The sequence below is a fragment of the Siminovitchia fortis genome (assembly GCF_003605365.2).
GTDB lineage: Bacteria > Bacillota > Bacilli > Bacillales > Bacillaceae_C > Siminovitchia > Siminovitchia fortis.
Genome location: NZ_QYTU02000031.1, coordinates 1 through 19910 on the forward strand (window position 1 = coordinate 1; position 19910 = coordinate 19910).

At 44.2% G+C, this 19910-nt stretch carries 19 protein-coding genes, 1 pseudogene and 1 riboswitch; of the genes and pseudogenes, 11 read left to right on the forward strand and 9 right to left on the reverse strand.

Annotation, left to right across the window (positions count from 1 at the left end; all coding sequences use genetic code 11):
• The first annotated feature begins 103 nt into the window (after positions 1-103).
• On the forward strand, positions 104-739 hold the full coding sequence (gene folE / locus D4N35_RS12940) for a GTP cyclohydrolase I FolE (RefSeq protein WP_120074309.1): 636 nt from the start codon (positions 104-106) through the stop codon (positions 737-739).
• A 38-nt stretch (positions 740-777) separates the two neighbouring features.
• The gene (locus D4N35_RS12945) at positions 778-1539 is read left to right on the forward strand and encodes an SDR family oxidoreductase (RefSeq protein WP_120074311.1); all 762 of its coding nucleotides are present in this window, start codon (positions 778-780) and stop codon (positions 1537-1539) included.
• Positions 1540-1632: 93 nt separating this feature from the next.
• Here the strand turns inward: D4N35_RS12945 and D4N35_RS12950 are convergent, their stop codons facing one another.
• The gene (locus tag D4N35_RS12950; protein ID WP_120074313.1) at positions 1633-2232 is read right to left on the reverse strand and encodes a 3D domain-containing protein; all 600 of its coding nucleotides are present in this window, start codon (positions 2230-2232) and stop codon (positions 1633-1635) included.
• A gap of 422 nt (positions 2233-2654) precedes the next feature.
• Positions 2655-2731: riboswitch (glycine riboswitch) on the forward strand.
• Positions 2732-2825: 94 nt separating this feature from the next.
• Here D4N35_RS12950 and D4N35_RS12955 point away from each other — a divergent pair.
• The 3 genes from D4N35_RS12955 to psiE all read left to right on the forward strand — a co-directional run bounded on the left by D4N35_RS12955 (position 2826) and on the right by psiE (position 5217).
• Positions 2826-3101, forward strand: coding sequence for an ACT domain-containing protein (locus D4N35_RS12955; RefSeq protein ID WP_120074315.1), 276 nt, complete (start codon positions 2826-2828; stop codon positions 3099-3101).
• Positions 3102-3116: 15 nt separating this feature from the next.
• Complete coding sequence (locus D4N35_RS12960) at positions 3117-4478, forward strand: PFL family protein (protein WP_120074317.1); 1362 nt, start codon at positions 3117-3119, stop codon at positions 4476-4478.
• A gap of 298 nt (positions 4479-4776) precedes the next feature.
• Positions 4777-5217 carry a phosphate-starvation-inducible protein PsiE gene (psiE, locus tag D4N35_RS12965; RefSeq protein ID WP_120074319.1) on the forward strand — a complete coding sequence of 147 codons (441 nt, stop codon included), beginning with the start codon at positions 4777-4779 and terminating at the stop codon, positions 5215-5217.
• 526 nt (positions 5218-5743) lie between these two features.
• Here the strand turns inward: psiE and D4N35_RS12970 are convergent.
• A complete protein-coding gene (locus D4N35_RS12970) occupies positions 5744-5869 on the reverse strand; it encodes an anti-repressor SinI family protein (RefSeq protein WP_164876368.1) in 126 nt (41 codons plus the stop codon).
• Positions 5870-6087: 218 nt separating this feature from the next.
• Positions 6088-6771: a response regulator transcription factor gene (locus D4N35_RS12975; protein WP_120074323.1), complete on the reverse strand. Its 684-nt coding sequence runs from the start codon at positions 6769-6771 to the stop codon at positions 6088-6090.
• 307 nt (positions 6772-7078) lie between these two features.
• Between D4N35_RS12975 and D4N35_RS12980 the strand changes: the two genes are divergently transcribed.
• The 4 genes and pseudogenes from D4N35_RS12980 (at position 7079) to D4N35_RS12995 (ending at position 12658) form a co-directional block, all read left to right on the forward strand.
• Positions 7079-9070, forward strand: a complete 1992-nt coding sequence (locus D4N35_RS12980) for an ATP-binding protein (protein WP_164876369.1) — start codon at positions 7079-7081, stop codon at positions 9068-9070.
• A gap of 129 nt (positions 9071-9199) precedes the next feature.
• Positions 9200-9800, forward strand: a pseudogene (locus tag D4N35_RS12985) (class I SAM-dependent methyltransferase).
• A 99-nt stretch (positions 9801-9899) separates the two neighbouring features.
• Positions 9900-10607, forward strand: coding sequence for an MOSC domain-containing protein (locus D4N35_RS12990; RefSeq protein ID WP_120074327.1), 708 nt, complete (start codon positions 9900-9902; stop codon positions 10605-10607).
• A gap of 257 nt (positions 10608-10864) precedes the next feature.
• On the forward strand, positions 10865-12658 hold the full coding sequence (locus D4N35_RS12995; protein WP_208646304.1) for an SLC13 family permease: 1794 nt from the start codon (positions 10865-10867) through the stop codon (positions 12656-12658).
• A 64-nt stretch (positions 12659-12722) separates the two neighbouring features.
• On the opposite strand, the gene D4N35_RS13000 is transcribed toward D4N35_RS12995, so the two are convergent.
• Together D4N35_RS13000 and D4N35_RS13005 are read right to left on the reverse strand one after the other, a co-directional pair.
• The gene (locus D4N35_RS13000; protein ID WP_235870386.1) at positions 12723-13583 is read right to left on the reverse strand and encodes a fructosamine kinase family protein; all 861 of its coding nucleotides are present in this window, start codon (positions 13581-13583) and stop codon (positions 12723-12725) included.
• Positions 13584-13776: 193 nt separating this feature from the next.
• Positions 13777-14220 carry a DinB family protein gene (locus tag D4N35_RS13005; protein ID WP_164876370.1) on the reverse strand — a complete coding sequence of 148 codons (444 nt, stop codon included), beginning with the start codon at positions 14218-14220 and terminating at the stop codon, positions 13777-13779.
• A 331-nt stretch (positions 14221-14551) separates the two neighbouring features.
• Between D4N35_RS13005 and hprK the strand changes: the two genes are divergently transcribed.
• Entirely contained in the window at positions 14552-15472 is a 921-nt protein-coding gene (gene hprK / locus D4N35_RS13010) for an HPr(Ser) kinase/phosphatase (protein ID WP_120074335.1), read from the forward strand.
• A gap of 165 nt (positions 15473-15637) precedes the next feature.
• On the opposite strand, the gene D4N35_RS13015 is transcribed toward hprK, so the two are convergent.
• From D4N35_RS13015 to D4N35_RS13030, 4 genes are all read right to left on the reverse strand, one after another.
• Complete coding sequence (locus D4N35_RS13015; protein WP_120074337.1) at positions 15638-17290, reverse strand: b(o/a)3-type cytochrome-c oxidase subunit 1; 1653 nt, start codon at positions 17288-17290, stop codon at positions 15638-15640.
• Positions 17287-17760: a cytochrome c oxidase subunit II gene (locus D4N35_RS13020; RefSeq protein ID WP_120074339.1), complete on the reverse strand. Its 474-nt coding sequence runs from the start codon at positions 17758-17760 to the stop codon at positions 17287-17289. The genes D4N35_RS13015 and D4N35_RS13020 overlap by 4 nt, the downstream gene beginning before the upstream one ends.
• Before the next feature lie 22 nt (positions 17761-17782).
• On the reverse strand, positions 17783-17905 hold the full coding sequence (locus D4N35_RS13025; RefSeq protein WP_120074341.1) for a cytochrome C oxidase subunit II: 123 nt from the start codon (positions 17903-17905) through the stop codon (positions 17783-17785).
• A 194-nt stretch (positions 17906-18099) separates the two neighbouring features.
• The gene (locus tag D4N35_RS13030; RefSeq protein ID WP_120074343.1) at positions 18100-18786 is read right to left on the reverse strand and encodes a Crp/Fnr family transcriptional regulator; all 687 of its coding nucleotides are present in this window, start codon (positions 18784-18786) and stop codon (positions 18100-18102) included.
• A gap of 139 nt (positions 18787-18925) precedes the next feature.
• On the opposite strand from D4N35_RS13030, the gene D4N35_RS13035 reads away from it, so the two are divergent.
• On the forward strand, positions 18926-19660 hold the full coding sequence (locus D4N35_RS13035; protein ID WP_164876371.1) for a gamma-glutamyl-gamma-aminobutyrate hydrolase family protein: 735 nt from the start codon (positions 18926-18928) through the stop codon (positions 19658-19660).
• The last annotated feature ends 250 nt before the right edge of the window (positions 19661-19910 follow it).

Consider the following 19910-nt stretch of genomic DNA (forward strand, 5'->3'; position numbering starts at 1 on the left):
GGCGGTTTTTGCCCGGTTTTTCTTACTAGACAATTTTTCAAAAAAGAACAAATCAGCCTGTTAATGTATAATAGATCTGTATGTAAAAAAGGAGGTCAAAAGAATGCCTGCTGATATGAAATTAATTTCCGAAAAGCTTCCGGATCTTTTTTCGGGAGACTCGGTTGACATAGCGGAAAAAATAGATAAATCTCAAGATTTTATGGAAGGTGTCAGAAACCTTATCGAGCTTTGCGGCGATGACCCGAATCGGGAAGGCCTCGAAGAAACACCATACAGGGTTTTAAAAGCTTTCCTGGAATATACGGAAGGATATAAGGAAAATCCTGCTGTCCACTTGGAAAAAACCTTCGATGTAAAACATAAAGAATTGGTTTTGGTTAAAAATATCGAATTCTACTCCATGTGCGAGCATCACTTTGCGCCGTTTTTTGGCGTAGCCCATGTCGGTTATATGCCTGACGCCAAGATTACAGGGTTATCCAAAATCGGCCGGATGGTGGAAGGATATGCGAAACGCTTCCAAGTTCAGGAAAGGCTGACAAACGAGATTGCGGATGCAATCGAGGAAATCTTGGAGCCCCAGGGAGCCATGGTGGTGATTGAAGCGAAACATATGTGCATGTGCGGAAGAGGGATTAAAAAGTCAAACTCATCAACGGCAACAACAGCTGTCAGGGGATTGTTTGAAGAAAGATCGGATGCCCGGATGGAATTTTTATCTCTGATCAATCGGTAATCGCCGCAATGCTGTGAAAGGGTGAAGAGGTGAGGGAAATGAGACATGCAATTATCACGGCAGGCTCAAAAGGGATTGGCCGTAAAGTTACCGAGGAATTCCTTCGGAGGGGCTGCAGTGTGACCGTGAATTATTACAGCGATGAAGACAGGATAAAAGAGCTCATAAAAGAATGGGAGCCTTATAAGGGGCAGTTACAATTTGTCCAGGGGAATGTAACCCAAAAGGAAGATATCGCCAACATTGTTGAGCAGGCGGTGAGCAGATTCGGCAGAATCGATTATTTGATCAATAATGCCGGGCCGTATATTTTTGAGCGGAAAAAGCTGATGGATTACGAAGACAGCGAATGGTATGAGATGATTGACGGGAATTTAAATGCTGTTTACCATTTTTTAAAACTAACCATCCCTGTCATGAGGAAGCAAAAGTTCGGCAGAATCATCACATACGGTTTTCAGGATGCGGAGCATTCCCCTGGATGGATGTACCGTTCCGCATTCAGTGCAGCCAAAGTGGGGCTCGCGTCACTGACGAGGACGATCGCCTTAGAAGAAGCGGAATATGGAATTACGGCCAATATGGTCTGTCCGGGAGACATTGTCGGCGAGATGAAAGAAGCGGATATTGAGATGGCCAGGCAAATAAAAGATGAGCAGACACCGATCGGCAGATCCGGTACGGGAGAGGATATTGCACGGCTGATCGGTTTTATATGCGATGACGATTCAGATTTGATTACCGGCAGCATTATTTCCGCTTCAGGCGGGATCCATGTTGTCAATCGATATAAAAATTAGGTGGGGCTGAGGTCCCGGCCTATTGTTCCTGCGCCCATGCCGGGCGCACAACGAAAAACCCGAATGCTGCAAATGCATTCGGGTTTGGAAGTTCTAATAATAGACTTTGATTTTTACAGTTCTTACGCCCCAATTCAGAGCTTTCTTTTTCGTTGGCATATGAAGATCGATCTTGTTTTTCTTAATGGCGCCGCCAGTATCTCCTGCAATTGCCATCCCGTATCCTTCAACATAGACTTTGGATCCAAGAGGAATTTGCTTTGGATCAACAGAAATGACTTTTGCATTGGGATTTTTCTTCAGGTTGATGCCAGTAGCGGTAATGCCGCTGCATCCTTTACATTTCGCTGTATAAGCGGTCGCTTTTACTTTCATTGTTTTATATGCGGCCTTTTTAGCCGGTGCTTTCTTGGCGGGTGCCTTTTTAGCCGGTGCCTTCTTGGCCGGTGCCTTTTTTGCTGTGGACTTTGCCGCAGGTTTAGTAATCTTTAAAACTTGGTTTATCCTGATTGTATCGCTTTTCAGGCCGTTCCAGCTTTTGATCTGATTGACGGATACCTTATGTTTAGTAGCAATTTTCCATAATGTATCGCCTTTTTGAACTTTATATGTAGTGCCGGCGGCTGAGGAAGCTCCTGTAAAACCAAATACTAGAAATAAAGCTGTTAAGGCTGATATGACAATTTTCTTCAAAATAACGTACCCCTTTTGTTCTTGGTAGGCTCAGTATAACAAGCGAATGTAACAAGAATGTTTCAAAGGGATAGTATTTGTGTTACAAATGGTGAATAATGGTTTATTTTCATAAATCTTGGAACGAATAATAACTCAAATACGACATAATCTATTAAAATTTGCCTGGAACGGAGGTAAGGATGGGATTTGAAGGAAAGCCAGTAAAGATTGTCCAAACAGAAATGGACTGCGAACGATTAGCCATTTAAGAATCCCAATGGTTAAAGCCTGCTTGCCCGTTTACGGTGGAAGTCTCAATTAACAATTTCTCCGCAATACTTGTGAATCAGGAAAAACTTATTGACCATCCTTTATATTGATTGATAAAATAACTTAGCATCTAAAAATAAGCGATGAGGGTTATGGGTAACACTATAACAAGAGCAGCTTCTGGAGAGACCGCAATGCGCGGCGCCGAAGGATTCACAATCTCAGGCAAAAGGACAGAAGAGTAACTTACGAACATTTTTGTATGTTATTCTACTATCTTTGAGATTGGAGCAAATCCAATCTTTTTTTGTTTTTAAAAATACATTTGGGGTGACTTGCGAATGGAGAAGAGACGTGCAGTAGTAAGTGTTGTGGGAAAAGATCAGGTCGGCATTATTGCAAGTGTGACAAATATACTCGCCGATAATCAGGTGAATGTCCTTGATATAAGCCAGACGATTTTGCAGGACTTTTTTACAATGATGATGGTGGTCGATGTATCTGAAATTGAAAACCTGGATTCTCTGCAGAAACAATTTGACGAACTTGGAGACAAGATCGGACAGAAGATCAATATTCAACGGGAAGAAATATTTCAATCCATGCACCGGATATAAGAAGGGGTTTTGACCATGAATATAGCTTTGACTGAAATGATGGAAACAATCAGAATGGTCCAGATGGAAAACCTGGACATACGTACGGTTACAATGGGAATCAGCCTGTCGGATTGTGCAGATTCTGATTTTGAAAAAATGAACAAGCGCGTATACGAGAAAATCACGGGTTATGCCGGCCGCTTGAAAAGCGTTGCTGAAGAAGTGGAAAAAGAATACGGGATTCCGATTGTCAACAAGCGTATTTCCGTAACGCCCATTGCGGAAATTTTAGGCAATGCCACAAAAGAGCAGGCGGTTGAACTGGCCAAAACGCTTGATAGAGCAGCTAAGACGCTTGGCATAGATTTTATCGGAGGGTATTCGGCTCTTGTACATAAGGGGATCACGAAAGGAGATCAAACGCTGCTTGATGCGCTTCCGGAGGCGCTGAGCGTGACAGAGCGGGTCTGCTCTTCAATTTCAGTGGCAACGACGAGGACGGGCATCAATATGGATGCCGTGGGCCTGATGGGAAAAATCATCAAAGAGGCTGCGGAAAGGACGAAAGACCAAAACGGACTTGCCTGCGCGAAGCTTGTTGTTTTCAGCAACCCTGTTGAAGACAATCCTTTCATGGCGGGCGCTTTCCATGGAACAGGCGAAGGCGAGGCTGTCCTTAATGTCGGGGTCAGCGGGCCCGGCGTTGTTCTGAATGCTTTGAGGCGCCATCCTGATGCCGATCTTGGACAGGTGGCGGATGTCATCAAGAAAACCGTCTTTAAAATTACACGTGCCGGCGAATTGATCGGACGGGTCGTGGCGGACCGCCTGGATGTGCCTTTCGGAATTATGGATTTATCGCTTGCACCGACAAATGCACTCAATGACAGCGTGGCGGAAATTCTAGAGGAAATCGGTCTGGAGCGGGTTGGAACCCACGGAACGATTGCTGCGCTTGCCTTGATGAATGATGCGGTCAAAAAAGGAGGCGCCATGGCGAGCTCCTACGTCGGCGGATTGAGCGGGGCGTTCATCCCAGTCAGTGAGGATGAAGGGATGATCCGCGGAATCATGGATGAGGCGCTGACCTTATCCAAGCTTGAAGCCATGACGTGCGTTTGCTCTGTCGGCTTGGATATGATTGCACTCGCCGGCGATGCATCTCCGGAGACATTGGCCGCCATCATAGCGGACGAGGCGGCCATTGGCATGATCAACAAAAAGACAACAGCCGTCCGTGTCATCCCTGTTCCGGGAAAAAAAGAAGGGGACATGGTCGAATTTGGCGGACTGCTTGGGCGGGCGCCCGTATTGGGAGTCAACGCCTTCAGCTCGGAAAAATTCATCCGCCGCGGCGGGCGCATCCCTGCGCCGCTGCAGTCATTGATCAATTAGGATGAACCTCCCCTCCTTAGCCGATTAAAGATCGAATCGGCTAAGGGGTTTTCGCCGGCGGTTCTGAGAAAACGGCCGTTGCCGGAGGGCAGAAAAAAGGATGCACGATACCCAGATAATGGATTACCAATTATAGTGTTCTTTTGGCCCGCTAGGAAATAAGTGTTCCTATAACAAAACCCTTTGGGTTCCCCAAACTAAAATTCCTCCCCCACTTACCGGCTATCGCCGCTTAAAGTGGGGACTTCTTTTAGAAGTTCGTTTAAAATAAAAATAGACACAGTCAAAGGAGGCGTATATGATAAAACTGAAAAAAGATATGTCGCTGGTGCAAATCGTTCCAAGAGTGCTGCAGACGGTTCTCAATCTTTCCCTTGTTTTCCTTGGCATCATTTTATCGGTTCTGCTTGTTCAGGAATTAGTTGTATTCAGCAAGATCCTTATCCAAACCAAGAACAGTGATTACAAGCTGTTTTTGGCGAACATCCTTCTCTTCTTTTTATACTTTGAATTTATCACTATGATCGTTAAATACTTTAAGGAAGATTACCATTTCCCACTGAGGTATTTTCTTTATATCGGCATTACAGCCATGATCAGATTAATCATCGTCGACCACGATCATCCCATTAACACGCTGTTTTATTCGCTTGTCATCCTTATCTTGATCATTGGATATTTCATTATGAATGTCACGCCGCGTGAAAGACCCGACAGCAAATGGTTTGTTAAAAAATAATTTCAAAGGACATGATTGTCATCCATAAAAAAATTCGGGTAATTGATTAGGGCTGGACCTAATGAATTAACCCGTGATTTTCTCTGTTCTCATCTGTTCTTTCACTGAAACCTCTCGCCATTGAAATGGGGAGGTTCCCGGCTCCCCAAGGGTCACGGTTCCATTGCGACAAATAGCAATGGCGCGTGTGTACTTTGTGCTTTTCCCTTTCCGGATGAGGTTCTGGCTGCGGACTGGAGCTTTTCCACACGACGTTCGCGCACAAATCGTTCTGTCGAGAGAGGTGACTCGCTCGAGGCTTCCCTTGCGGTCGGCTCTCACAACTTAACGTACGCATCCGGTGTTTGACCTATAACACCAATAGGCATTTGCACCCACTGTCTTGCGACAGGAGATATGCCTATCTTTCGTGGGTTTCATCACGACAAAGGTTACATCTTTCGAACTCATGTTCTGTATTAATAATATAATATTTAAAAAATAAATGCAAGGGCCGATTTCTTTTTTTAATCTATGCTACTGGCATTCATCCCGGCATTGAAATACCGGGCCTTCTGCCAGTCGTTCGTAAAAACTCCCTGACTTCTTCCAATGTCAATCCCATATGCTTAGCCAGCATGATCAGCTCCACCCACTCTTGATCCAATGCCACTTTAAAAATAAGGGACCCCTCCTTATGTATCTGCAGCTCTTGGATTCATTTTATAGTACAAAGGTTAAAAGCAGGTTAAAAAACTGAAATATTGGGAAAATTTATTTGTTTTTTGTTAAGGAAAGACTGCTTTTGTGCTGAAATGGGAGCTAATTAGTCTTTATGGAAAGAAAACGGTGCTTATTATTGGGAAAATTCAGGGTGAAATACTCAGTTTATTAATTTTTCATGGAAAGTTTATAACCGAATCCTCTCTCTGTCTGTATGTATTTCGGCTTTTTAGGGTTATCTTCAATCTTTTTTCTCAATGTGCTTAAATTGACCTGGACAGTCTTCAGGTCCGCATTTGAGTCCATTCCCCATATACGATCATATAGCTGTTCTGCGCTAAATACTTGGTTTGGGTTTTGGGCCAGGTAGAAGAGAAGCATTTTTTCTTTGGTAAAAAGGTCGACTTTCTCGTTGTTTTTGTGAACCGTCTTATTGATAAGGTTGATTGTCAAGTTTCCCAGCTTCAAAATATCAGAAGTTGCCAATCCGGTTCTTCTGATGTTTGCTTTGATTCTGGCAATCAATTCAACGGGGTCAAATGGTTTGATGATAAAGTCATCGCAGCCGATCTCAAAACCTTCGAGTACAGTCCTTTTCGACTTTTCACCGCTGATGAAGATGAGGACTCCGTCTGACTTCTCCCTGAATTTCCGGGCAACATCAAAACCGTTTTGATCTGGAAGGTGAATGTCAAGCAAGAGAATATCGGGTGCCGTTTTATCAATTAAACGCATTCCCTCGGAAGCGCTGGAGGATGAAATGACGGTAAACCCTTCCTTCTCCAGATAAAGGCGGAGAATGTCTATGAGTGGCTGCTCATCTTCAACAATTAATATTTTAATTGTATTCATGCCAATCCCCCTTCTTATCTTCAGTCACGAGAGAACCTCTCTTTTGGGAAAAGGATGCAGATCCACCACCTTCATATAGCGAAAGCATAAATAATCAGACTAGTATTTAAGTATTATATCAATTTAGCCGCTTTTATTCATAACTTTACAAATATTGTCGAACGATTTCTGGAAAAATTGAAAGCTATTCAGGTAAAATTAGGACTAAAGTTCGGGTATGGCAAGGGTGTCCATGATGAAAAAAATACAAAAAATCCTTTTTTTCTCGATTATTTTACTTTTGTCAGCATGTTCGGGGGAAAAATCGGTGGAGGATGTCCGGAATGGATTGTATATCATGAACAATTTTCCGGAGACTCGTACAAAAGAGTTAAATGGAGAGTGGGAGTTTTACTGGCATGAACTTCTTTTGCCCGATGATCTCAAAAATGGGAATCAGCAGCCTCCCGATTTGGTGAAGGTCCCCAGCCCGTGGAGCAACTATGAGCTGGACGGCGAAAAGCTGCCCAAACAGGGATATGCGACCTATCGCCTGCAATTAGTGTTGCCGCAAAGTGAAGTAGGAACAGCGAAGGCCCTTTATATACCGGGCGCTTCATCGGCCTATAAACTATGGATTGATGGTGAGCCTAAAGTTGGAAGCGGCGTCGTTGGGAAAAGCAAAGATTTAATGAAGCCGCAAAATGTCCCCAGAATGGTTCAATTTCAGGTTCATGATCAGGAAATTGAAATTGTGGTGCAAGTGTCCAACTTTTATCAGCGGAAAGCGGGGATCTTTGACTCTATTTTAATAGGAGAACCTGAGGTGATTGCCCAATATCGGGAAAAGAAAATCCTTTTTCGTTCAATGATTGTTATGAGTTTGGTCGTGATGGGGCTGTATCATGCGGCTTTATTCGCTTTGCGCAGAAGTGAGCTGCCGCTGCTTTTTTTCGGGCTGGTCTGTTTTCTCGTATCGGTAAGAGCGGTACTGCTGGATGGCATTCTGGCTTTTTATACCCTGCCATTTTTAAGCTGGGAATGGGGGAACAAGCTGGAATATTTGGGAGCATCTCTCGGCATCCTGTTTTTTGCCTTGTATACATATACCCAGTTTCCTAAAGATATGAATGTGAGGATAAGGAATGCCATCGTTGCTGTGATGGCGTCCTACAGCCTTTTTGTTATCTTGACCCCCTCCCTTGTTTTTACAAATACAATGAGATTCCTTCAACTATTAATTGTCGTTATTTTTATCTATTTGATCTATGTCGATATGAAGGCTCTCATGAAAAAACGGGAGAGTTCCCTGTTGAATGCGATCGCCAATCTGCTGATCTTTCTGGCGGTTATTAATGATATCCTGCTCTATAACCATTTGATCAAAACAACTGAACTGGCATCAGTCGGTCTGTCCTTCTTTTTATTCACGCAATCGTTTATTATTTCACGGCATTATTCGAAATCTTTTAAGCAAACTGAAGAGCTTTCACGTGATCTGGCGAAGCTGAATGCATCGCTGGAACAGCAAGTGCATGACCGGACGGTGGAACTCCGGCAAATGAACAGGGATCTTCAAACGGCCAATCAAAAGTTAAACGAGGCCCATCAATCAAGAAGCAAGTGGATACGGAATATTTATCATGAGATCGCAAACCCACTGACAACCATACAGGTATATACGAAAGGGATTTTGGACGGCGTGATCCAATCCGACAAGAAATTCATCCAGCTCGTCCATGAGCAAAGTCTGTACCTTTCCAGGATGCTGAATGATTTGCATGATATGACGGAAATAGAGAATAGGGAGATTACTTTTAACAGGAAAAAAGTCAATGCACGGGAGTATACAAGAAAAATCTATGACAAATACAAGATAGATATAGAAGAACAGGGAATTTCATTCCTCTATGAAGATTCAATTGCTGATAATGAAGATCTCTTTGTGCTGATGGATAAACTCAGGATCGAGCAAGTGATCGTCAATTTCCTTAAAAATGCACAAAAATTCATTGGAGACGGCGGCATCATCAAATTGGAAGTGGCAAAGGACGAAGACCGGCAGCTTATGATCAAAGTCGAAGACAATGGAGCCGGTATAAATGAAAAAGAAATAAATCTCGTATTCGATCGCTTTTTCAAAAGCAGACGCCATGAAGTAGCGGGAAATGGGTCTGGACTGGGTTTGGCCATTGCAAAGGAGATTATCGATTATCATGGCGGAAAGATAGGGGCAACAAGCAAAGAAGGGAAGGGGAGCAGCTTTTATTTTAAACTGCCGATTGTTGCCGCTGTTTCGAAAACCCGCGAAGAACGATGAGTTGAGCCTTATGTGAAAAATAGAATCAAGCGGAAGGAAAAATCTTGGAAATCAATCCGGGGGTTTTTTCGTGCCTTATAGCGTAAAATGTTTAGCAGGGAGCGAAATTGAAGGAATGGGAGCCGGATGATGATTGAATATAAGAACGATAAACTTTTAGCGATAAAAACTACCGGGGAACAGCGGATATTTCCGGCAGAACCGCATTATAATCCATATGAGCCGACTCCTTACGCTGTATTAGACCAATTGTTTTCGCGTTACAGACTGACTGCGGATGATTGCCTCGTGGATATGGGATGCGGAAAGGGAAGGGTCCCTTTTTACGTCAATTTCCATTTCCAGGCTTCTGTTGTCGGAATCGAGATGAATCCCGCTTTGTATGAGGATGCGCTCAAGAACAAAGCAAGCTACAGCAGAAAGGCAAAGAGGAAGCGTCGAATTTCAATGTATCCTTGCGCAGGAATATGACATACAGCAGCGGGATAATGTGTTTTTCTTTTTCAACCCTTTTTCGGCACAGATTTTTATGACAATTGTTCAGCATATTTTGAAGTCCGGTGAAAACCATCCCCGGACGATAGATTTGATTTTGTATTACCCGTCCAACGAATATGTATATTATTTGCTGAATCAAACTCTGTTCAGGCTTGTGGAGGAAGTCCGGCTTGATTACTTATATGAGCAGAATGATAATGAACGGATTTTGATTTTTCGAATGGATAAATGAAAATCAAGAGCAGGATAGGGCTTCCTGCTCTTTTTTGGCAATGATTTTAAAAGAAAGCTAAAATATAATCATCAAGAAACCGGGGGATGGGATACTGAAATGGATGTGTGGTTGGAACGAATCTATATCGGTCAGCCGAAGACCGTCGGTGAAAAGGATGCTGCTCTTCCAATGGATCGCGAGTGGAGGAGCGGGATATTTAAAGAGCCTATAGAAGGGCCTGTATGGCTGGGAAAAACAAACTTGGCCGGAGACGGGCAGGCAGACTTGAAACATCATGGCGGCCCTGAGAAGGCGGTGTTTGCCTACCCATTGGAGCACTATTTATATTGGCAAAAAAAGCTGCCTGAAACAGAAATCTTTCCAGGAGGAATGGGAGAAAATTTTTCGCTGAAAAACCAGCTTGAAGCATCTGTCTCAATCGGAGACATTTATGAAATCGGCGAAGCTGTTATTCAGGTATCGCAGCCGAGACAGCCGTGCTGGAAGCCTGCCCGCCGATTTAAAGTGAAAAGCCTGGCTTTGCTTTTGCAAAATTCAGGCCGAACCGGATGGTATTACCGTGTATTAAAAGAGGGGTACGTTGAAGCCGGACAGGATTTGGCTCTGCTTGAACGGCCATACCCGCATTGGACTGTTGAAAAATGTAATACAATCATGCATGTGGATAAAGATAATGTAGAAGAGGCAAAATGGCTGTCCCAATGTGAAGCTCTGTCGTCAAATTGGCGAGCCACGTTGGAGAAACGGGTAGAAAAAGGGGAAAACCCCGATGTGGAAAAAAGAGTGATTGGGCCGAACGAATAGAGCGAGGCATCTATTGTATATACTGCGAAAATCTATCGCCGAATTTCACGGCTTTTACCATAATTGCCACTTTAATTGCAGAAGCCTGGACCACCATTGCGCGAACCGGCGGTGTAATTGCACGATTTCATCACAAATATGCGCGAATCCTCCCGGCGTTTTACTATACAATGGAAATAAGCATCTAAGAAAGGATTCAGACGACTTTGGACCTTATTTTGACATTTATCATTTTGGGTATCACAATTATTTTATTCATGTCCAACCGGATACGGGCGGATTTAGTGGCTGTCATGTCATTGTTGGCATTTGTTCTGACGGGGATCTTAAGTCCGGCAGAGGCCCTTGTCGGGTTTTCCAACTCGGTTGTCATTATGGTTGCCGGATTATTCATTGTTGGCGCTGGGATTTTACGTACAGGGCTCGCACAAATGGCCAGCAACTTCGTACTTCGGTCCGCAGGGGATAACGAGAACAGGCTGTTTGTCATTTTGCTTCTCATTGTGGCGCTGATCGGAACATTTATGAGCAATACGGGTACGGTTGCCATTATGCTGCCAATTGTAGTGAGCATTGCTGTAAGTATAAAAAGCACACCGTCGAAATTTTTAATACCGCTGTCGTATGTCGCCAGCTTTTCCGGACTGCTCACTCTTATAGCATCGCCTGCAAACCTGATTGTAAGTGAAACACTTGCTGAAAATGGCTATAAAAAGTTAAGCTTTTTTGAAATTACACCGGTTGGTCTTGTTGGTGTCATTACGGGCATGGTTTATTTATATTTTGTTCGCAACAAATTGCTTCCGGAGGGAAAAAGCAGGGGGAATGCGGATGACGAGCATCAACTTTCTCCTGAAAAGCTGGCGGCTGACTATCAGCTCGGAGGAAGCCTGTTCCGTGTAAGGGTGCCGGAGGATTCGGAAATGGTTGACAAAAAGCTGACTGAATTGAAAACTCCGGAGAATTACCAATTATATATTTTAAAAATTGTCAGAAGATCGGCGGAGGGCCTGAATTTATTGCCAATGACCTACCATGAGATGGCCGGGCCCAAAAGTGTGATCCAGCCAAGGGATATTCTTTACGTTCAGGGAAAGTTGGAAAACGTGGAAAGAATGGTGGAGGACTTTGATTTAATGTTTGAAGAAGAGGAGTCCGAGGCCGATGAGCTGGTGTCAAAGCAACTCGGAATCGCGGAAGTCCTGTTGACCCCTCATTCGAAATTAATTAATCAGACGGCCAAAAGTATCGGATTCAGGGAAAAATATAACCTGAATATACTGGGCATCAACCGCCAGGGGCAATATGTATTAAGCGAGCCGTCAAAGCAGAAGCTCCGGTTCGGAGATGCGCTGCTTGTTCAGGGTTCTTGGGCCTCGATAGAGCTGCTGGCGAGGGAAACGAACGACGTAGTCGTTGTCGGGCAGCCGCAGGAACATGCCAGCGCGGCCGCCGCAAGCGGCAAAGCGCCCATCGCAGCAGGTATTATTCTGTTGATGGTAATTCTTATGGCTTTTGAAATTTTCCCGACAGTCATCTCTGTATTAATCGGGGCAGTATTAATGATTTTGACAGGCTGTCTCAGAAATATGGATGATGCTTACAGCCAGGTCAACTTCGAAACCATCGTGCTTGTTGCCGCCATGCTTCCGATCGCTACAGCTTTGGAAAAAACGGGCGGAATCATGATTCTGTCGGAAGGGATCATCAAGACGCTTGGCGGATTGGGAAGTCTGGGTGTGTTTGCCGGCATCTATCTGCTGGCCATGACATTCGGCCAATTCATCAGCAACACAGCAACGGCCGTCCTGTTTGCACCTATTGCAATGAATGCGGCCCTAACCATCGATGCCAACCCGTACACATTTCTAATAGGAGTGGCCGTTGCGTCGAACATGGCCTTTGCGACACCTGTTGCATCCCCTACAAACGCAATGGTGATGACGGCGGGGGGCTACAAGGTCTCCGATTTCGTCAAAATCGGAGTGCCGTTGATGGCAATTGTTTTTGTCATCATGCTGTTTGCAATCCCCTTCTTCTTTCCGTTGTAGGAGAAAAAGATTAGAAAAAAGGGGACAGGCCCCCACTGCGTTAACGCAGTGGGGGCCTGTCCCCTTACACATAACGCTGCAACACGGCATCGACTTGCCCGCCATACGTTTTTCCAAAAATGTTCAAGTGCACGAGCAGGTAATAGAGCTGGTACAAAGGCTTGATTTCCTCATAATAGTCTGCAATTGGAAATTCACTTGCATATGCCTCATAAAATACCGGTGTGAATCCTCCGAACAGTTCAGTAAAGGCGAGTTCAAAATGTCTGTCTCCGTATAGAAAGGACGGATCTATTAAATAAGGCTTACCGCCGGGACCCGGCAGCCAGTTTCCGCCCCAAAGATCGCCATGTAAATAAGAAGGAGGGACCTCATCGGGAATCCAATCTCCCAGCCGCTCAAGAAGCCTTTCCAAACGATCCCGTCGCTTTCCCTTTATTGTCTGCTGCCGAATCCCTTGTTCAAGTTGGGCTTTAAGTCTCTTGTCACGATAATAATCCAACCAGCTGGAAAAAAGTCCGTTCGGTTGAGGAAGCGTTCCGATAAACGTATCTTTATTGAAACCATGTTTTTTTCCGTAATTTTGGTGCATTACCGCCAACTGTTCTCCCAGTTGTATTTGTGTTTTCGAAGTTTCGCGCCCCTCCAGCCATTCCATGACCAGAAAAGCTTCCCCCTTCTTATCAGAAAAGGCGAGCACGTCAGGGACAGAGACGGACTTGGTCGATTTGATCAGCCGTAAGCCATCTGCCTCCAACTCGAAAAAACCGCTGGGCGAATTCACGTGATACTTTATAAAATATCTGCTTCTCTCCGTTTCCACAAAAAAACTTTCATTGATGGAGCCGCCTGCAACCCGCTTTACATTTTTGACTGAAGAATGATCATTTGCTTTGTATAAAGACTGCCGAATGATTTGATTCACGGAATATCGCCTCCTCATTGCAATCAAGTAACATGGCGGATAAAGATGTATTACAAGGGGAAGGCGGCAGGATGAACCGCGCAAGCAAAGAAGAGGCTGGGAGCATTTATGACGGTTATTATGAACTCCCGTGATTACGATCCACGAAAAAAGCTGCAAGTTTTGCGAAAAGGCGTTTGTTTCCCCATAATCTTCATTTCATCACATACTGCATGGATTTGACGATTCCCAAATGAATGCCGTCATGCCAGGTGACGAACTGCAGGGCCGCGTCAACTGTATCAAGCTTTAAATAGCGGATGTCGACCGTTTCGGACGCCGCGTTATCCAACTTTCCGTTAAAAAACTCCATTATTCGCTCACCCTGATTTTTTAATGCTTCCATGATTTCCTCGACAGCAGGAGGTTCTTTGTCCCATTTAAACGGGCTTGTCCCATCAATAAAAAAGTCGAACCACTCAGGGTGGATAATTTCGTAAGTTTTATCGGCTTTGCTTAGGTAATCTTCTGCCGTTACGTACATGTGGCCGGCGTTCCACCGGATCGTATTGGGAAAGCCTTTAATCCGTTCGTCCCAAGTGCCTTCTTTCGTATTCCCCAACGCAATCAATAAAGCGGCGCGAGAATATTCGAACATATGTAATGTCTCCATCTCTTTCCACACCCTTTATCCTTGTTTTACAACATTATATTCGAGTGGTACAGGTACTTCCAATCATTTGACTTATTCATCCTTTCCATACTTCTCATTAGGATATTGGAGGGAAATATTTCCAAATAACGCCGTTTATTATGCTTTAAAAAAATTCCCGGCTTATTTCCGGCAAAGGACAATTATGACAATTATTTAGAGATTTTTCGACAAAAGCATGCAAGCGCTTTAATTAGGGAATTATGATGATGACGTTTCCTCTTTTTTCAAGTATAATCCTGAATCATAAGGTATTAGATATGGAGAGTGCATCGACTTGAAAACGATAACAGTTAAAGAATTGATCAATAGATTTTCGTTGGAGGTTTTGGCTGGGGAAGACCACCTGGACCGAAAAATCACAACGAATCGAGCACATCGCCCGGGTTTGGAGTTTGTCGGCTATTTCGACTTTTTCCCTACCGAGCTCGTGCAGGTGCTTGGGGTAAAAGAACTCACCTTTTTAAAAAAGCTAAGCGATGAGGAGCAGAAGCTGCGGATAGGGAATATCGTGAATTATCATCCTCCTTGCTTCATCATCACGGCGCAGCAGGATAGCCTGAACTATTTGACGGAATACTGCGTTCAGGAAGGGATTCCCCTGCTTCGTACAGATGATGATCCGACTTCCGAGTTCATCAGGAAGCTGGATGCCTATTTGTTAAAGGCGTTGGCTCCGGAAATGGCCATCCACGGCGTTTGTGTCAATGTTTCGGGTATCGGGGTCCTGCTGCGGGGAAAATCGGGCATCGGAAAAAGCGAGACTGCCCATACATTAATACGCAGGGGGCATCGGCTTGTAGCGGATGATATTGTCACATTGAAAAAACTTGGGCCACAGACGCTCCTTGGCACGCACGACAATCATACGAGGGAACTGCTCGCCTTAAGAAGCATAGGACTTGTCAATGTAGTCCGCCTGTACGGCAGGGAAGCGTTCCAGGACCAGTCAAGAATTGTCCTGGATATTGAGTTGACGAAATGGCAGGAAGACTCCCTGAACAATGAATTGGAGCACGAGCCCAAGTTCACAGACTATATGGGGGTCAAAATTCCCCATATTGAAATCCAGCTCCAGCCGGGCCGCGATGTGGCGGGTCTCATCGAAGCCGCTGCCACTAACTGGTACCTCCAGCGTGAGGGATACAGTGCGGCAGAGGAATTTTCAAAGCGGCTGGGAATCGATCATTCATATTAGAGAAGAAAAGACGGAGCATTGCTCCGCCTTTTTTTGGGGTCAGACCTCTGTTTCCAAAAAACCCCAATCAATCCGTTGAATTTTTAATTTCTACTCCAATCACCATGGTGACCATTGCGACGATAAGCATCGAAGACACAACCATGAACATATAATATCAACTCCTTACCAAGTGATGAATCCTCTGGAACCCGGAGGTGCATGCTGGATCATGTCGGCAAGCGGAAGGGCATATGCCATAACAATGAGTGCCAGTGCAATACCGACCCATATTCCCCAGTTTTCCAGGAATTTAGAAGTATGAGATGTATCGCTTTCCGCGATTGGAAATTCAACAAGATTTTTCTCTTCCTGCACTTTGGGAGAAACAAACATCAAGTTTGCTACGATATAGACTAATAGCATGGCTGAGAAAAATAATATCGTTCCACCGACGGCCATAGTAACGTGGTTTGATAGAATTCCATGGAACCATTCAGCGGCAGATTCGTTGCCGTTATACCCTGAGTAGGCTGTTCTCCGCGGTGCACCAAGCAGTCCCAGTAAATGCTGAGCGGTAGACATCAGCAGCATTCCTATCGCCCAAGACCCGATTTGAATGTGGGCAAGCTTTTGCAAGTGCTTTGGAAACTCTCTGCCTGTCAAATACGGGATCAGCCAGAATGTCACACTCATAAATGTCATGGCAACCGGTGTTCCTACTGTAATATGGAAATGTCCTACAACCCAAAGTGTGTTGTGTACAAGCTCGTTCAATTGAAAACTTGCATTGATGATTCCGCCTGCACCGCCTGGAATAAAGAACAGCATGGCAATGAAGAGGGAAGAGAAACGCACATCCTTCCATGGCAGCTTTCTTAACCAGCCGAATAATCCTGTACCGCCTTTTTCCCGTCCGGAGGTTTCAAATGTAGCAAACATGGAAAAGGCAGTCATCAGTGTCGGAATAATAACCATGAAGGTCAATACGACCTGTAAAAACTTCCAGAAGCTGTCGATCCCAGGCTCCGTCAACTGATGGTGGAAGCCGACAGGGAATGAGAACAGAATGAACAAAATAAATGAAAATCTTGCGAGTGAGTCACTGAAAACTTTTGTGCCGATAATCTTTGGCATGACGACGTACCAGGCCATATAAGCAGGCAGCAGCCAGAAATATACGAGCGGGTGTCCGAAATACCAGAATAAAGAGCGGCTCAATTCAACATTGATCGTATCCGTAAAACCAAATGCCCATGGCAGGTACTGGAAGACAACCGTTGCCACTACACCAAGGCAGGCGATAATCCACAAAAGCAGGGTTGCCACAGTCATGTAAGCAAACAGCGGGCTGAATTTCCCTTTGTTCTTTTTCTTCCAGGCGACAAAATGTCCGAGGAGCGCAAAGCTGGATAACCATGTTCCGATGATGAATAAAGCCAATCCAAGATAATACCAGCCGCTTGCTTTTAATGGAGCATAGAACGTATAAAGAACAGATGCTTTTCCTGCAATGATCATGACGGTTGCCATCGTTGTTCCAATTGCTGTAACCCAAAGGCCAAGCCAGGCGAACAGACTCACCTTTGGTCCGAAGGCTCCAAGCGTTTTACTCATGCCGGCAATCAGGAAGGCAAAGATAAAGAACGTTGTAAAAATAAGGGCCAGTAACACGCCGTGTGCCGTCAAGATTTGGTAGTAATCCAGAAACTTGGGAAGCTGCAATGCATCATTCCTGATGAAAACCTGGAGCAAACCGCAAAACGTTCCGATGATAAAAGCGATATAGGCAATCCCGATATTCCATAACGCAAGCTTTCTGTCTTTTACTGCAATCATGGTTCATACACCTCGATCTCTGTAGACATGAAATGGTGGCCTGTTCCGCAATATTCGTTGCAGAGAACTAAATATTTTCCGGGTTTATCGAAAGTATAGCTTTTATGGGTGATCCTTCCCGGGACGGCCATCATGTTCACTTTCGTGTTATCGATTGTAAAGCTGTGCACTACATCCGTGCTTGTTAATGTAAAAATGATTTCTTTTCCTGCAGGAACTTTAATTTCCGAAGGATCGTATCCGAATGCCTGGGCGACCACTACCACTTCGTACCTGTTTTCATCGATCTGTCGCACTCCCGGTTTATTAAAAGGAGCCGTTTCATTGACTTTTTCCGGATCAATTATGTCCATCCCGCCTGCAGGCTCATGTCCGTGTGCAAAGGCGGTGAACCCGACGATGCTCAAAAATACGGCCAGTGATAAAATACCGAAAATCAACCATATTTTCTCGTATTTGTGAAAATGCATAAACACTCACCTTCTTTTCTTTTTATCTGGCAACATAAAGAAAATATGTCGCAAACCACATAATGATCATAATGATTCCAACACCAAAAACACTGACAAGCGTTCCTTTAAGATTGGGCTCCGCACCATATTTGTTTTTAGCCATATTGACACCCTCCAATGCGCTCATGATTTACTTAAATCGTACCCCTGCCGGCATATCGCTACTGTGATAAAAGTCACACTTCAGTCCGAATTCACAAGACCTTCATAAGTACTTCAAAATTTAGACAAAAAGAAAAAACCGCAACATAAGTCGCGGTCTTGATTAGTTACTATATAGGCATAACGTCGTTAGTCCTAGTCGATCCTGCAAATTTCCGCCGGGCAATTTTCACAGTGGATTTCGTCTTTTAAATATTGCAGGCTGCAGACAAATATCTTTCCGTCCTCCATTTTAATGATGCCTTCATCTTTTAAGCCGTTCAACAAACGGTTGACGACTTCGCGGCTCATCCCGCAAAAGTTGGCAAGCTCCTGGTTTGTAAGGGGGAGATCAATGAGAATCCCGTCATTTCTTTGAACACCGTAACTATTCGTCATCCGGATCAGGGTCGAATAAAGGGCTCCTTTTTTTCCATGCAATATAAGGTCCCGGAATTTGGACTGGGTCTTTTGTTGTTGGGTGCCCATCATTTTTAAAAAACCGACGGAAAGACTTGGGTTTAGAAAAAGCTTCTCTTCCAGCTCTTTTTTTCCGATTTTTATACAAACGCAGTCTTCCATCACTTTCGCTTGGACCCTATAGGTGGATAGCGCACAAAACAGCCGGATTTCGCTTATAAAATCCCCCTCGCCGGAAATGTGAAAGGTGATCTCCCGGCCATCGGGCGTTATTTTCCCAATCCGGACTTTCCCGGAACGGATATAAAATATGCCGTCGGCAAGATCCCCTTCGCGAAACAGGTAGCTGCCTTTTTTAAATGTTTGTTCTTTATGTTCAATCAATAGGAGTTCCTTCAAATCGTCTAAATAATTGTAATTCATGGAAGTCCTCCCGCCAATTTTAAAAGTACATTTTAAATATATCTTTATTATAACATGGAAAGGGCGAAATCAACTATTCAAACTGTTGTTTTTCGGGTCTTTGGAACGGGTATGAACTTTTATGCAGGGAGTGACGTCCATGAATGAAAAAAAGCCGATTATTGGAGTTACATCAAACCTTGAATTTGTCAGGGATAATATCAGTTATACATTGTATTACAGCTATCTCGAGGCGGTAAAAAAAGCAGGCGGCATCCCGATCGTTTTAACTCTTGGTAATGAGGAAATGACAAGCGAATGGGCGGATATGGTTGACGGGGTTTTACTAACTGGTGGGAATGACATTCACCCTAAGCATTATGATGGCAGTTTACATCCAAAGCTTGGCCTTCTTACCCCAAAGTTGGATGAGTCGGATATGATGATTGTTAATAAAGCATATGAAAAGCGGCTCCCGATGCTTGGGATTTGCCGTGGGTCCCATCTTATCAACGTGGCTCTCGGCGGCACATTGTTATCGGACATCAATTCCAAAGTGGCGAATCCGGAAAAACATTTGGACAAAGGAAACCGCAGTTCTTTGCTGAGCCATAAAATTAAAATAGAAAGCGATAGTATCCTTTATTCGATTTGCGGGGAAGAGGAAGTGCAGGTGAACAGTTTCCATCATCAGGCGATCGATACACTGGGCAGCGGCCTGAGATGTACAGCTTATGCTTTTGACGGAGTCAAGGAAGCATTTGAAAGCGAAGACGGAAATATTATTGGGACCCAGTTCCATCCGGAAGAGTTGAGAAAATTTGACCGCCGGATGCACGATTTCATGAGAGTATTCATTGACAATTGCCGGATCCAGAAAAAACTGCGACTCTGACACTTCGTCGTTTCTTCGTTGAAACTTCAAAAAAACCCTACCTTTATTGTAGGGTTTCTCTCCTTCTTTTTGCATTTTATCCACTAATTCTATCGCTCTATTTTCTTTTAAGGGAGCTTCAAGAGTAAAAATCAGACAGCGCTTTTATTTGAATATAAGATCACATTTGGAAGTAAACAAAAATGTAAACATGTAAACAAAATAAGTATTGTTGTGTACGGAAAAAGTATACATGTTTACAAATGTGTGT

Bases quoted from the DNA above. Each gene is read 5' to 3' on its own strand.
- D4N35_RS12960 (WP_120074317.1), top strand. From the start codon at position 3,117: ATGAATATAGCTTTGACTGAAATGATGGAAACAATCAGAATGGTCCAG.
- D4N35_RS12990 (WP_120074327.1), top strand. From the start codon at position 9,900: ATGGATGTGTGGTTGGAACGAATCTATATCGGTCAGCCGAAGACCGTC.
- D4N35_RS13030 (WP_120074343.1), bottom strand. From the start codon at position 18,786: ATGAATTACAATTATTTAGACGATTTGAAGGAACTCCTATTGATTGAA.
- D4N35_RS13005 (WP_164876370.1), bottom strand. From the start codon at position 14,220: ATGTTCGAATATTCTCGCGCCGCTTTATTGATTGCGTTGGGGAATACG.
- D4N35_RS13020 (WP_120074339.1), bottom strand. From the start codon at position 17,760: ATGCATTTTCACAAATACGAGAAAATATGGTTGATTTTCGGTATTTTA.
- folE (WP_120074309.1), top strand. From the start codon at position 104: ATGCCTGCTGATATGAAATTAATTTCCGAAAAGCTTCCGGATCTTTTT.
- psiE (WP_120074319.1), top strand. From the start codon at position 4,777: ATGATAAAACTGAAAAAAGATATGTCGCTGGTGCAAATCGTTCCAAGA.
- D4N35_RS13025 (WP_120074341.1), bottom strand. From the start codon at position 17,905: ATGGCTAAAAACAAATATGGTGCGGAGCCCAATCTTAAAGGAACGCTT.
- D4N35_RS13035 (WP_164876371.1), top strand. From the start codon at position 18,926: ATGAATGAAAAAAAGCCGATTATTGGAGTTACATCAAACCTTGAATTT.
- D4N35_RS12955 (WP_120074315.1), top strand. From the start codon at position 2,826: ATGGAGAAGAGACGTGCAGTAGTAAGTGTTGTGGGAAAAGATCAGGTC.
- D4N35_RS12995 (WP_208646304.1), top strand. From the start codon at position 10,865: ATGTCCAACCGGATACGGGCGGATTTAGTGGCTGTCATGTCATTGTTG.
- D4N35_RS12975 (WP_120074323.1), bottom strand. From the start codon at position 6,771: ATGAATACAATTAAAATATTAATTGTTGAAGATGAGCAGCCACTCATA.
- D4N35_RS13015 (WP_120074337.1), bottom strand. From the start codon at position 17,290: ATGATTGCAGTAAAAGACAGAAAGCTTGCGTTATGGAATATCGGGATT.
- D4N35_RS12945 (WP_120074311.1), top strand. From the start codon at position 778: ATGAGACATGCAATTATCACGGCAGGCTCAAAAGGGATTGGCCGTAAA.